The 14,025-nt window shown below is 59.7% G+C and carries 9 protein-coding genes; all 9 read left to right on the top strand.

The genetic code is table 11. From position 1 onward, the window contains the following. Nucleotides 1–5: 5 nt before the first annotated feature. The 9 genes from HKK54_RS25815 (at nucleotide 6) to HKK54_RS25775 (ending at nucleotide 14,023) form a co-directional block, all read left to right on the top strand. Nucleotides 6–758 (top strand): maleate cis-trans isomerase family protein, encoded by a 753-nt coding sequence (locus HKK54_RS25815; protein WP_088424308.1) that lies wholly within the window; start codon nucleotides 6–8, stop codon nucleotides 756–758. Between the two features lie 164 nt (nucleotides 759–922). Next, complete coding sequence (locus tag HKK54_RS25810) at nucleotides 923–1,555, top strand: N-carbamoylsarcosine amidohydrolase (RefSeq protein WP_169388281.1); 633 nt, start codon at nucleotides 923–925, stop codon at nucleotides 1,553–1,555. Nucleotides 1,556–1,695: 140 nt separating this feature from the next. After that, nucleotides 1,696–3,006 (top strand): MFS transporter, encoded by a 1,311-nt coding sequence (locus HKK54_RS25805; protein WP_010169608.1) that lies wholly within the window; start codon nucleotides 1,696–1,698, stop codon nucleotides 3,004–3,006. A gap of 27 nt (nucleotides 3,007–3,033) precedes the next feature. Continuing rightward, nucleotides 3,034–4,107, top strand: a complete 1,074-nt coding sequence (locus tag HKK54_RS25800; protein WP_169388280.1) for a nucleoside hydrolase — start codon at nucleotides 3,034–3,036, stop codon at nucleotides 4,105–4,107. Nucleotides 4,108–4,488: 381 nt separating this feature from the next. After that, on the top strand, nucleotides 4,489–8,949 hold the full coding sequence (locus tag HKK54_RS25795) for a dermonecrotic toxin domain-containing protein (protein ID WP_169388279.1): 4,461 nt from the start codon (nucleotides 4,489–4,491) through the stop codon (nucleotides 8,947–8,949). 89 nt (nucleotides 8,950–9,038) lie between these two features. After that, complete coding sequence (locus tag HKK54_RS25790; protein ID WP_169388278.1) at nucleotides 9,039–10,322, top strand: glycosyltransferase; 1,284 nt, start codon at nucleotides 9,039–9,041, stop codon at nucleotides 10,320–10,322. Between the two features lie 71 nt (nucleotides 10,323–10,393). Continuing rightward, nucleotides 10,394–11,299: an AraC family transcriptional regulator gene (locus HKK54_RS25785; protein WP_169388277.1), complete on the top strand. Its 906-nt coding sequence runs from the start codon at nucleotides 10,394–10,396 to the stop codon at nucleotides 11,297–11,299. 278 nt (nucleotides 11,300–11,577) lie between these two features. After that, entirely contained in the window at nucleotides 11,578–12,888 is a 1,311-nt protein-coding gene (locus tag HKK54_RS25780) for an ABC transporter substrate-binding protein (RefSeq protein WP_169388276.1), read from the top strand. 208 nt (nucleotides 12,889–13,096) lie between these two features. Beyond that, complete coding sequence (locus HKK54_RS25775) at nucleotides 13,097–14,023, top strand: carbohydrate ABC transporter permease (RefSeq protein WP_010169613.1); 927 nt, start codon at nucleotides 13,097–13,099, stop codon at nucleotides 14,021–14,023. The last annotated feature ends 2 nt before the right edge of the window (nucleotides 14,024–14,025 follow it).

The following is a 14,025-nucleotide window of genomic DNA, read 5'->3' as shown; positions in this document are numbered from 1 at the left end:
CCACCATGCTCAAGCCTTACCGCATCGGCCAGATCGTGCCGAGCTCCAACACCACCATGGAAACCGAGATCCCGGCGATGCTCAACGCGCGCCAGGCAATTCGTCCGGAACGCTTCACCTTTCACTCCAGCCGCATGCGCATGAAGCAAGTGCGCAAGGAAGAACTGGCGGCGATGGACGGCGAGTCCGACCGTTGCGCCATCGAGCTGTCCGACGCCAAGGTCGACGTGCTGGGCTACGCCTGCCTGGTGGCGATCATGGCCATGGGGCTGGGTTACCACCGCAATTCCGAACAGCGCCTGCGCAAGGCCACCGCCGACAACGACGCCAACGCCCCGGTGATCACCAGTGCCGGCGCCTTGATCGAAGGCCTGAAAGTGATGGGCGCCAAGCGCATCGCCATCGTCGCGCCGTACATGAAACCGCTGACCGAACTGGTGGTGAACTACATCCGCGAAGAAGGCTTTGACGTAGTGGACTGGCGCGCCCTGGAAATCCCCGACAACCTCGAAGTGGCCCGCCACGACCCGGCCAACCTGCCGGCCATCGTCGCCGGAATGAACCTGGAAGGCGTCGACGTGATCGTGCTGTCGGCCTGCGTGCAAATGCAGTCGCTGCCCGTGGTGGCCAAGGTCGAAGCGCAAACCGGCCTGCCGGTGCTCACCGCCGCGATTGCTACCACCTACGCCATGCTCAAGGCCCTGGACCTGGAACCCATCGTCCCCGGCGCCGGCGCCCTGCTCTCCGGCGCCTACTAAAACCGCTTTTGTGGTGAGGGGGCTTGTCCCCCGTTGGGCTGCGGAGCGGCCCCAAAATCGACAACTGAGTTTCACCTGACGTAACACGGTGATCTTACGGGGGCTGCTCCGCAGCCCAACGGGGGACAAGCCCCTCGCCACAGGTAATGAATGAGGACTGAAAGATGAGCGAACAATCCGCCGACGCCAACTACCAGGGCGTCTGGGGCAACCGCATTGGCTTTGGCAAAAAATCCGCCCTGCTGATGATCGATTTCATGCAAGGCTACACCACCGAAGACGCGCCGTTGTTTGCACCGGGCGTAGTCAGTGCCGTCGCCGAAAGCGTTGAGCTGCTGGCCAGCGCACGGCATCACGGGATCAGCGTGGTGCACACCAATATCCGTTACCATCCGGGCCATTTCGCCGACGGCGGTATCTGGGTAAAAAAGGCCCCTGTGATGAAAGACATGGTCGAGGGCAACCCCCTGGCCGCGTTCTGCACCGAGGTCTTGCCCCTGGCCAATGAAGTAGTCATCACCAAACAATACGCCAGCGCGTTTTTCGGCAGCAGCCTGGCCCCGATGCTGCACGCCATGGGCGTCGACACCGTGGTGCTCGCCGGCTGCTCCACCAGTGGCTGCATCCGCGCCACCGCAGTGGACGCGGTGCAACACGGGTTTCGCACCATCGTCGTGCGCGAATGCGTCGGCGACCGCCACCCGGCGCCCCACGAAGCCAACTTGTTTGATATCGACAGCAAGTACGGCGACGTGGTCAGCAAGCGGGAGGCCATGAGCAAGTTCAAGGAGCAATAAGGTTTCATTAAGAACCGCGCCACAGAGCGTGGTCTTGCACTCTTCTGACACTGCCTTTGGACGTCGCTTCTACAGCACTCCGAAGTGCTGGAAAAAAAGCGGCTGTATAAAAACCATAAGTCACCGCCAGGAGACACCCAATGCCCATTGCGAATGCAGCGCCCGCGACTACGGTCGCCGATCCGGTCCACACGCTCTACCACAAGATCACCTGGAAGCTGATTCCGTTCCTGTGTTTCTGCTACCTCGCCGCCTACCTGGACCGCATCAATATCGGCTTCGCCAAATTGCAGATGCTCGACCAGTTGCACTTCAGCGAAACCGCGTTCGGCCTCGGCGCCGGGCTGTTTTTTGTCGGCTATATCATTTTTGAAGTACCCAGCAACCTGATCCTGGAAAAGGTCGGCGCGAAGATCTGGATCGCCCGCATCATGATCACCTGGGGCCTGCTCTCGGCCTGCACCATGCTGGTCACCTCCACCACTCAGTTCTACATCCTGCGGTTCCTGCTGGGCGCCGCCGAGGCCGGGTTCCTGCCGGGCGTGCTGTATTACCTGACCACCTGGTTTCCCACCCATCGCAGGGGGCGGATCATCGCCCTGTTCATGATCGGCCTGCCGCTGTCCAGCGTGATCGGCGGCCCGTTGTCCGGCTGGATCATGGGCCACTTCGACAACATGGCCGGCCTGCGCGGCTGGCAGTGGCTGTTCCTGATCGAAGCGGTGCCCAGCGTGCTGCTCGGTGTGTGGACCTTCTGGGCACTGCCCAACACCTATCAGCAAGCCAAGTGGCTGTCGCCTGAAGAAAAGACCCTGCTGGAAAGCGAACTGCGCAAGGACGACGCCGACGGTGCCGGCAGCAAGCACAGCTTCCGCGACGGTTTCTTCAACCTCAAGGTGTGGATGCTTGGCGGTATCGACTTCTCGATCCTGCTCAGCGCCTACGCCATGGGCTTCTGGATGCCGACGTTTATCCGCAACGCGGGCATCACCGACACCTTCCACATCGGCATCCTCACCGCCTTGCCCAGCGTGGCGGCGTTGCTGGGCATGCTGCTGATCGGTGCCAGTTCCGACAAACACCGTGAACGCCGCTGGCACATCATCGTGCCGTTTTTCATCGGCGCGGCAGCGATGGCCACCAGCACCTTCTTCACCCATAACGTGGTCGCCACCGTGGCCCTGTTTGCGATTGCCTCCGCGGCGATCATCGGTGCGGTGCCGGTGTTTTTCAGCCTGCCGGCGACCTTTCTCAAAGGCACCGCGGCGGCCACCGGCTTTGCCCTGGCCTGTTCACTGGCGAACATCGCAGGCCTGGTGAGCAACTCGTTGATGGGCGTTGCGATTGACGTCACAGGCAGCAGTGCCGGAGCCTTGTGGTTTTTTGCCGGCTGCCTGATTCTCAGCAGCTTCCTGGTCATCGCCTTGCCGGCGAAACTGGTGAACCGTTAATAACAACAACTTTTCGGGTGAGTCTCCATGCAAGGTTTCATCAAGCGCTGTGCCCTGCTTGTCGCCGTCGGCCTGTGTGCCGGTACGGCGCAGGCCGCAGAAAAAGTCATCTTCGACACCGACTTCAACGTGCTCAACGATGACGGCCAGGCCTTTATCATGCTCGCCCAGTTGCATGCGCAAAAACGCATCGACCTGCTGGGCATGACCCTGGTCAGCGGCAACGCCTGGGTCGACCAGGAACAGGTGGACGCCCTCAAGGCCGTGGAACGCATGGGGGTGGAAAAGGAAGTCGGTGTCTATTCCGGCGCCGCCTATCCGCTGCTGCATGACTACGCCACTTATGAGGCTGAAAAAGCCCTGTTCGGCTCCGGCTGGCCGGGTGCGTTCAAGAACCCGCGCCCAACGAGTGCATCACAACTGGTAGCACCACCGGATGGCCTGGCGACCCACACCACGCTACGCAAGGAAACCGCCGCCCAGTTCATCGTCGACAGCGTGCGGGCCAACCCCCACGAGGTGACGATTCTGGCGGTAGGCCCGCTGACCAACATCGCCCTGGCGATTCGCTCGGCGCCGGACATCGTGCCGCTGATCAAGCGCATCGTGTACATGGGCGGCGCCCTGGAGATTCCGGGCAATACCACACCGGCAGCGGAGTTCAACTGGTGGTTCGACCCGGAGGCCGCAAAAATCGTCTTGCGCTCGCCGATCGAACACGTGATTTTCCCCAATGATGTGTGTGAGAAAGTCACCTTCGACAAGTCGGTGTACCAGCGGGTGATCGCCCATAAAGGCGCGATTGCCGACCTGTACAAGCACGAGTTCGGGCCACTGTTCGACAAGGATCCGGCCTACCACAGCTTCACCTGGGACAGCCTGCCTGCGCTGTATCTGGTAAGCCCCGCCATCGTCACCGAATCCCGCGAACTGTGGGTGGACGTGGACGCCACCTTCGGCGCCGACTACGGCCGGGCACTGGGCTACAAGAAAGGTGCGCCGGTGGGCACGCAGAAGGCCAAAGTGGTGTTTGCCGTGGACCAGAAGCAGTTCTGGGACGGCTATGTCGGGCTGGTGACGCTGCCAACGCCGGTAAAATAACGCCATAAACAATACTCACCCGTTGCGCCTGCAGAGGCCAGGCCAACGGGCACCTTACCGCTTTTGGGTGTTTCTCCTTGAAATACCCCGCCAAACTCCCTCGGTTATTTCTCGGAACGCCTACGGCGCGCGACTCGACACAGGCGGGTAAGTTCGGTCATTCCTGATCCGGCCTCCCTAGTTCAAGGAGCTTCCATGAGAAGTGTTGAGTCCCATTTCCCAGCTTCCACCAGACAGATGCCTGCGGACGATAGCACCGGCATCCGGCCCCTCGGCTCACCCGACACGCTGCGGCCACTCACAACGCCCCCCCGTGATGCGCCGCCCGAACCGGGTGACAAAGAAGTCGCGCCGTTTCCGAAACGTTCAGGGTTTGGGCTGATGCGCCTAGCGTTGGAAGATGCGCCGCCCTCTGCGCCGTCAATGCCATTGGCCAGGCAACGCAGTCTTTCAGAGTCCAGCGTAAGCAGTGATCCGAACACATCAACCCGCGCCGAGGCCGACGCGCAGGTGGCGCAAATCCTGGCGCAAACGGACGATCAACAAACCACGACCCTGCAGGTGCCACCCCTTTCGACCCTTGGGCAATGGTTAACCCAATTGCGCACGGCACTGAACACCCCTGCATTTCAGGCCTTTATCAAAGAAACCGGCTTTGATGCGTCGAGCATTAAGTTTCTGCCTTCTAAGTCGAGCCTCAACGGCATGATCAACGGCAGGTTGGTGAGGTTCACAACCGAAAGCGAAGGTTCCTCAAATATCGCGATCCGGAACCTGGCGATCGCAGAAGCTGTCGTCATCGGCAGCGGGCTGCCAACGCCCCTGTCCTACACTGAGATTATGAGCGGCACGCTAGACGCCTCGATGGTAAAAGCGTTCTACGACGATAGTTTCAAATCCAGCCTCAAATCGGAGAAAGCCCGTGGTCCACAGACGCTGGCAATTCATCGCCGAATCGTTGGCGATATCTATGATCGCAATAACCTCGCGCAGGAACTGAGCCTGATTCGTACGGGCATGGACTCAGGCCGCGTCACGCCAGAAACGCTCCCCGACCTATTGTCCAGAACCCGGGTGCCCCTCCATGCCGGCTCAACCTATAGCCAACTGCACGCAAGTGAGCCTGGGGCCTCTGCAAGTCTGGAGAGCTTCCTGAAAACCCTGGGCAAGCCACTGCCGGAAAGCCGGGAGCAAGTCGACCAGCTTGTCGCGCTCCTCACCGGCAATGCCGACCTCTTTTCCGAAGAGACGATCCTGGCGATCGCTTATTCCCGTGCACTGAGACGAGCGGCCGAAGGTCAATCAGAGGCGCTCGTCACGGTGCCACGCCACTCGCTGCTGGGCCGCTGGCTCGAACTGTATCGCGGCTTGCTCGACCACGAGGCGGTCCAGGCATGGCTGGTCCGGCAAAACGTTGATCCAGGTACGTTCACGGTTATTCCCGCGACCGGGCAAGCGACAGCCACGGTGAACGGCGCACTGAAAATCTTTGAGCCATCAGACGACTCAGGCTGGGCACAGATCGCCGGCCCACTCCTGGCAATAGGCAAACTCATCGCACCAGGTTCTGAACAGTCGTTACAGATGCCGCGCTTGAGCCAGTTTATCGACGTGCCATTGAGCATGGTCGCCGGCTTTTACAATGAGCCGCCCACTGACACGGCCGTTCAAGCCCAGGAGCGGGCCGACTATCTTGAACATAGAGGGGCTTTCGATTCCACGCCGGCAACTCCGGAGCATTCGATCCCATCCCTTGAAACGCATAAGCAGCAAGCGGATACCTATTACGACAACCTTGCCCGCGCCATGGCTGAAAAAAGCAAGTTTGAAAACATTGCCAGCACCACCGCCGCGGCACTGCCCAACGCACGTGCTGAAGCGAAGAAATCTGCCGAGGCGATTATTTTTAAGCTCACGGGTAAGACGGTGGATGCCGACACGATTTACCACAACCGGTTTGACACGGCCCGCACGTCCGAAGAACTGTCCCACCGGCGGATCAAAAGCTCACTGCGCTTGCCGGACGCCTTATTGAAAAATTTCAGTGAGGCCGACTGGGTTCCTGGCATGCTCGACGCCACCTCGGGCCTGTACACCGACCCTGAGGGTTATGGAGAACACCACAAGTTTGCACTTGCCCCCTCAGAAGTGATGAACGAAAGCTGGAAAACGGATCTCCAGACGATCATGACTACCAAGCTGGATAACTTCTGGGATCAGCACCGCAACGACTTTCGCTCGATCCTCAAAGGCCGGTTTATTGCCCAGGCCCGCCAGCAATTGCGGGCCTACGAAGCGCTTTCCCCGGCAGAGCAGGCAAAGCTTGCCGATGAGCACAAATTCACGCGCGAGGACTACCTGCTGGTCATGGGGGCGGCGTCAAATGTTTCGGTGAATGAGCGTGCCCCGATCACCGTAGCGCAGTTGCAGGCATCGACATCGACACGCGGCTTTGTCCGGGCCCATCCCCTGGATATCAATGGCTACGGTTCCGATATCGTGCGTTTCACCGCCCAGGACGATGGGCAATACCTCTACTCCAATGGCCGGCGTGATGGCACGCAGGTGCTTTACATACCTGGAGGCGACCCGGACTTTGTTCGCTTCGACTCTCTGGAAAAAATGGACCAATGGATCGTCGACCAGGCCAGGGATCCGAAGAAGCGCAAGGACCTGGCGTCGCACTTCTCCGTGTACGACCGGCAGGACGGTATCAGCTATAACGGCGTCGACACCTCGCTGGCCATGCTCGGGACAAACCAGTGGGATCTGGAGGAAGGCATCACCATCGACCGTGCCAACATCAGTATTCACGGCGATGTCTTCCAGCACATCACCGAGATAACCGAAAAACGCGCGAGCAGTGATGCGGACTTGGCGATCAAATCAAACAGCGAGGTCATTCGCGACGCTTGGCTCAACGACATCACGGTTGGGACAGGATTGCTGGCAAAGTTGGCTCCCACAGGCATCATCACCACCGGGGTGGCTACCGCCGCCGCGATCGCTGAAACAGCCCTTGGCGTAGAAAAATCGGTTTCGGGTGACACCTTGGCCGAGCGCCGTGATGGCGCACTCAAAGCTGCGGATGGCGCGATGAACGCCCTGTTTTCCGTGGGTGCGAGCAGCGTTCCTGAAGATCCCTTCATCCTGCCAGCCGCCCCAACCCCATCAACGCTCCCACTGCGAAGTGAAACCTTCTTTGACGGCACCCAGGCGTTGGTCACCGAACAATCATTGGCAGAAGATGCCTATGTCATCTCACGCTCCGACGGCTTTGATGTAGTGGATGGCGAGAAGGTCTATCGCTACAACGCCAGACAACCCGGCCAACTGACGGACCTGGAGTCTGCCGGGCGCGAGGCAGAGTTGGAAAACTACGAAGCCATTTGCCCGGTGCCTGCAGCGCCTGTCGGGAGAGCGAAACGCGGCGCCAACGATGAGTGTTTCTCCAGGATCATCGTCAGCACTGGCAACGAGCTGCAGTTGGAGTTACAGGCGCTGGAACACGAACGTCTGTTTCCCTCCCCGCGCAAACTGTTCAACAGTGACCGGTTCGTGGTTCGGGAAAGACGCCTGCATAAGATGGTCGATACTGAAATGGGCGCCAAGCTCGTACCGCTTCCCACCCAAAAGCCTATCGAATACAAAACACTTATCGACGGAAAAATAATCGACGATCCGCACTTCGGCCTCCCCTCTGGAACCACCAACAAGTTCCTTGAGGCAGAAACCCGCGTGGTGAGGCTCGGCAGCATCAGCCCTGGCGTCAACGATCAACGTGAGATGCGCGGCATTGTGGTGTCCAGCCCAAAAGCAGGCGACCCCTCCCAATACCTGGTGGTTGAGGCGGATACCGCTGAATTTTATTACGTGAAGCTCAGCACGCCGCCGGCAACAGAGGTGACATTCAGCAAATGCGGCGCGACAGACTTTGAATTGGCGCTGGCAAAAAAATATCGATCAAAATTTTATATACGCCAGGGCAATTCGGGCCATCCGAATGACGCCAACTTCATTGCATTGCCTAAATTGAAGGACGCTTACAAGTCACTGGAGAGGAATGGCTACTCAAAAGCGGACATCGCTGAACTCAAAAACAAGGTCGCCACGATGACTGTCGAGCAGCAGCGTGAGGTGGTGTTCCAGCTACAATCACGAGGCGCGCTTGGCAGCGCCAATATTTCCTTGATGCCAAACAAGTTATCGGCCCTGGCAAAACCCGATAACTTCGCCGGGCTGACCGAGGCACAAAAAAACCAGTTTTATGCGCAGAAGGCAAAGGAGTCGGTGGACCGTGCGATGAAGGCCACCGGGCTGGGCCCCAGCAACCAGGTACATTCAATCGCCGATATAAAACGAGCCGATGCCGCCAGCCAAACCATTGGATGGTTGCGCAACACCGCAAATCCAATGACCCAAGACCTTGGGGCTCAGGCCCTGAAAAGCGGCGCCGGAAATTGTGGCGAAATGAGCCTGCTCGCCAGGGATATCATCACGAAAAGCGGGGGCACGGCCTATACCTGGGGCGCGGGCGACGCTCACGCGTTCACCGTCGTTGGCGGGCCGTCGATATTGCCTGGCGATACCGTCGACTTCTCGCAAGCCGAATGGGCCGATGCCTGGATCGTTGACCCATGGGCCGAAATAGCCTGTCCCGCCCGGCAATACACTGCCGAGCTGGAGACGACCATGAAACGCTGGGATGCCTTGGGATGGAAGATCAGGGAGGGCAGGAACCCCAACATGAGCCCCCTCGATAACAACTGGACGAATACCCTGTTCAATTTACCGAAAAGCCCGGATGGCTATGGGTACGTCGAGCAGGCCTTGAGCGCCTGATCCGCCGATACGCCATCACAAGGCGGCGCGACACCAGGCCAATTGTGGTTTAATCGCGCCGTTTTTTTGCCCACAGGAACGCCCTGCTCATGAACCCGTCCGCCACCAAAGTCCTGGTCATTGGTTACGTCTGGCCCGAGCCCCGCTCTTCGGCGGCCGGCGGGCACATGATGCAGATTCTGGAGAGCTTCCTGGCCCAGGGCTGGGACATCACCTTCAGCAGCCCGGCCGTCACCGGCGAACACAAGGCCGACTTGCCCGCCCTGGGCATTCGCGAATGTGCAATTGAGCTGAATAACAGCAGTTTCGATGATTTCATCACCGAACTGGCCCCGGATATCGTGCTGTTCGACCGTTTCATGATGGAAGAGCAGTTCGGCTGGCGGGTGGAAAAATGCTGCCCGAATGCCCTTCGCGTGCTGGAAAGCTCGGACTTGCAAAGCCTGCGGGAGGCCCGCCACCAGCGCTTCAAGGAGTTCCTGAAGGCTCAACCCGACGCTGATGACTTCACCCCGTTGTTCAGCCCGGACCTTGCCGCCGAATTCGATTACATGGCCGACACCGACCTGGCCAAACGCGAGATCGCGGCGATTTATCGCTGTGACATCAGCTTGATGATCTCCGACGTGGAAAGCCGCTTGCTGACCGAGCATTTCAAGGTGCCCGCCGCCCTGCTCCATTGGTGTCCATTGATGCTGACGCCGCCCACCGAAGCGTTTGCGCCGTTTGAAGACCGCGCGCACTTCCTGAGCATCGGCAACTTCCGCCATGCACCCAACTGGGATGCGGTGTTGTGGATGAAAAACAGCGTGTGGCCGCTGATCCGCCAGCAACTGCCCGGCGCTCAACTGCACGTGTATGGCGCCTACACACCGCCCAAGGCCACCGCCCTGCACAACCCGGCCCAAGGCTTTCACGTGATGAACTGGGCTGAAGACGCCCTGCAGGTAATGACCGCCGCGCGTATCTGCCTGGCCCCGCTGCGCTTTGGTGCCGGCATCAAGGGCAAACTGGCCGACGCGATGCTCTGTGGCACACCGAGCGTCACCACACCGATTGGCGCCGAAGCCATGGGCGAACCGTGGCCCGGCGTGGTCGAGCACAGCGCCACGGCCCTCGCGGCCGAGGCGGTTGCGTTGTATCAAGACCAGGAACGCTGGACCCAGGCCCAGGAAGACGGCCGGCAATTACTGGCCCGCCGTTACGCCCAGGACCTCCACGGCCCGGCCCTGGTGGCGCGCCTGGAACAATGCCGCAGCGAGCTGGCCGCGCACCGGCGCAACAATTTCACCGGCAGCATGCTGCGCCATCACCTGCACAAAAGTACCCAGTACATGGCGCAGTGGATCGAGGCGAAAAACCGCAAGCTTTAAACAGCGGCGCTGGCGAGGTGGCGCGCAAGGGGGCATTATCCTTTTCGCAACCACAATAAAGCGACTGCAGCATGACCCGAGCAGCGAGAATCACCGACCCTTCCTACGAGCTGATGGACGATCACAACGGTCTGTCCATCATCTATCGCCAACACGGCTTCCCGTGCCCCTTGGTGCGCTGGCATTTCCACAAGGAATACGAGCTGCACCTGATCGTCGCCAGCTCCGGCAAGGTGTTCATCGGCGACTACATTGGCAACTTCTACCCGGAAAGCCTGTTCCTCACCGGCCCCAACCTGCCCCACAACTGGATCAGCCAGGTGGCCGAGGACGAAGTGGTGCCCAAGCGCGACATGCTGGTGAACTTCACCGATGAGCTGTTCGAGGGCGGCAGTCATGTGTTCGCCGAGCTCAAGACCCTTGCGCCGTTGCTGGAACGGGCGCAATACGGCATCGAATTTCGCTGCAAGAAGACCATCGCCCAGGCGATGACCCTGATGCAACGCATCGAGGACGCCCAGGGCATGGCGCGCCTGGGGCACTTCTTCATCCTGATGGAGGTGCTCAGTGCCTGCGAGGACTACCAACTGCTGTCCGGCGTGACCACCCCGCAACTGGCGGACGAACACAGCATCGACCGCACCAACCGGGCGGTGGACTACATTTTTGCCCACTACGCGCGGGAATTGTCCCTGGAAGAAGTCGCCGAATACCTCGGCATGAAGCCCACTTACTTCTCCCGTGTGTTTAAGCAGGCTACCGGGCGCACCTTCATCGAATTCGTCAATCGCCTGCGCATCAGCAAATCCTGCGAGCTGCTGGCCGATGGTGACAAAGCCGTGACCGATGTGTGCTTCGAGTCAGGCTTCAACAATATTTCCAACTTCAACCGCCGCTTCCAACAGCTCAAGGGCATGACCCCATCCCACTACCGGCGCCTGGCGGTACAGCGCCTGACCGAACAAAACCTCGCTTGAAGAACAACCGCGGGCCCGCTTTTCTGTGGGAGCTGGCTTGCCTGCGATAGCGCCGTGACTGACACACAGCCATCGCAGGCAAGCCAGCTCCCACATTTGCACCGTGTTCCCACCGAAAATCCGCCGAGTGCAAAAAAGTATCAGTAGAAGTGCTCCCAAGGATTTGTCACCACGCCAATTGAAGGCTGTAATCAACGCACACTCTTCCAGCTGTCGTGGAAGACACAACAACAATAACTGTCCTTCTGTAGCCCCTGGGCGCAGAAATGGAGTGCGCGATGAAGTTCACAGCTAAAGCTCTGCTTGCCTGCACCTGCATGACCCTGAGCGCCGTCAGTCTTGGCGCGCAAACCCTGACCATTGCCACCGTCAACAACAGCGACATGATTCGCATGCAAAAGCTCTCGAAAACCTTCGAGACCGAGCATCCGGAGATCAAGTTGAACTGGGTGGTACTGGAAGAAAACGTCCTGCGCCAACGCCTCACCACCGACATCGCCACCCAGGGCGGACAGTTCGACGTGTTGACCATCGGCATGTACGAAGCTGCACTCTGGGGCGCCAAGGGCTGGCTGGAACCGATGAAGGACCTGCCTGCTTCCTACGACCTGGACGACGTTTTCCCTTCCGTGCGTGACGGCCTTTCCGTCAAGGGCTCGCTGTACGCCCTGCCGTTCTACGCCGAAAGCTCCATCACCTATTACCGCACCGACCTGTTCAAGGACGCCGGGCTGACCATGCCCGAGCACCCGACCTGGACGCAGATCGGCGAATTCGCCGCCAAGCTCACCAACAAGGACAAGGAACAGTACGGCCTGTGCCTGCGCGGCAAAGCCGGTTGGGGCGAGAACATGGCGCTGATCACCACCCTGGCCAACGGCTACGGTGCACGCTGGTTCGATGAGAAGTGGCAACCGGAATTCAACGGTCCCGAGTGGAAAGACGCGTTGAGTTTCTACGTCGACAACATGAAAAAATCCGGCCCGCCGGGCGCCTCCAGCAACGGCTTCAACGAAAACCTGGCGCTGTTCAACAGCGGCAAGTGCGCGATCTGGGTCGACGCCAGCGTCGCCGGCTCGTTCGTGACCGACAAGACCCAAAGCAAAGTGGCTGACCACGTCGGCTTTACCTTTGCACCCCATGAGAAAACCGACAAAGGTACGTCGTGGCTGTACTCATGGTCCCTGGGGATTCCGACCAGCTCCAAAGCCAAGGACGCCGCCAAGGTCTTCACCACCTGGGCCACTTCCAAGGAATACAGCCAGTTGGTCGCCAAGACCGACGGGATTGCCAACGTACCGCCAGGTACCCGCAAGTCGACCTACAGCGACGAATACATGAAGGCGGCGCCGTTTGCCAAGGTAACGCTGGAATCGCTGAAAGTCGCCGACCCGAAAGACCCGTCGGCCAAGCCGGTGCCGTATGTGGGCATCCAGCTGGTGACCATTCCTGAATTCCAGGCGATTGGTACCCAGGTCGGCAAGTTCTTCTCCAGTGCACTGACCGGTGGCTCGACCGCCGAAAAAGCCCTGGCGGATGCACAGACCTTCACCGAACGCGAAATGAAGCGGGCCGGTTATCCCAAGTAAAGCGGTCTCACCACACTGAATGTGGGAACCCGCTTTTGTGTGAGAGGCTCTTGGTGGGAGCTGGCTTGCCTGCGATACAGACACCTCGGTCTGTCAGTTAAACCGGGGGGATGCCATCGCAGGCAAGCCAGCTCCCACACAAGCCAGCTCTCACCTTTAACCGCACTCCGACCCGCATTCCGCATGTACCTGACTGGTCCTGATCACCATGAATACCACCACTGCCCAAGTGCAAACCGCTACGCCGGACAAGCCGCGCAAAAGCCGCTTGATCAACCCCGGCTGGTTCCTCGTCAGCCCCTCGGTGGCCCTGTTGCTGCTGTGGATGATCGTGCCGCTGGGCATGACCCTGTACTTCTCGCTGATTCGCTACAACCTGCTCTACCCCGGCGAAAACCAATTCGTGGGCCTGGAAAACTTCACCTACTTCATCACCGACTCGGGCTTCCTGCCCGGTGCCACCAATACCTTGTTGCTGGTGGGCAGCGTGCTGCTGATCAGCGTGGTGTTGGGTGTACTGATCAGCGCCCTGCTGGAGGCCAGCGAGTTTTTCGGTCGCGGCCTGGTGCGGGTGTTGCTGATTTCACCGTTCTTCATCATGCCCACCGTCGGTGCGCTGATCTGGAAAAACCTGATTTTCCACCCTGTGTCGGGGATTCTCGCCTACGTGTGGAAGCTGTTCGGCGCCCAGCCCGTTGACTGGTTGGCCCATTACCCGTTGCTGTCGATCATCATCATCGTGTCCTGGCAGTGGCTGCCCTTCGCGATCCTGCTGCTGATGACCGCCATGCAGTCCCTCGACCAGGAACAAAAGGAAGCCGCCCGCCTGGACGGTGCCGGCGCCATCGCGATCTTCTGGCACCTGACCCTGCCGCACCTGGCACGCCCGATTGCCGTGGTGGTGATGATCGAAACCATCTTCCTGCTCTCGGTGTTCGCGGAAATCTTCACCACCACCAACGGTGGCCCCGGCTACGCGTCGACCAACCTCGCCTACCTGATCTATAACCAGGCGCTGGTGCAGTTCGATGTGGGCATGGCCTCGGCCGGCGGCTTGATTGCCGTGGTCATCGCCAATATCGCGGCGATCATCCTGGTGCGGATGATCGGCAAAAACCTGACTGACAAGCCTTGAGG

It is taken from the genome of Pseudomonas sp. ADAK13 (assembly GCF_012935715.1).
Lineage (GTDB): Bacteria > Pseudomonadota > Gammaproteobacteria > Pseudomonadales > Pseudomonadaceae > Aquipseudomonas.
Note: the sequence above shows the minus strand (reverse complement) of the source record. Positions and strands in the feature narration are given on the sequence as shown.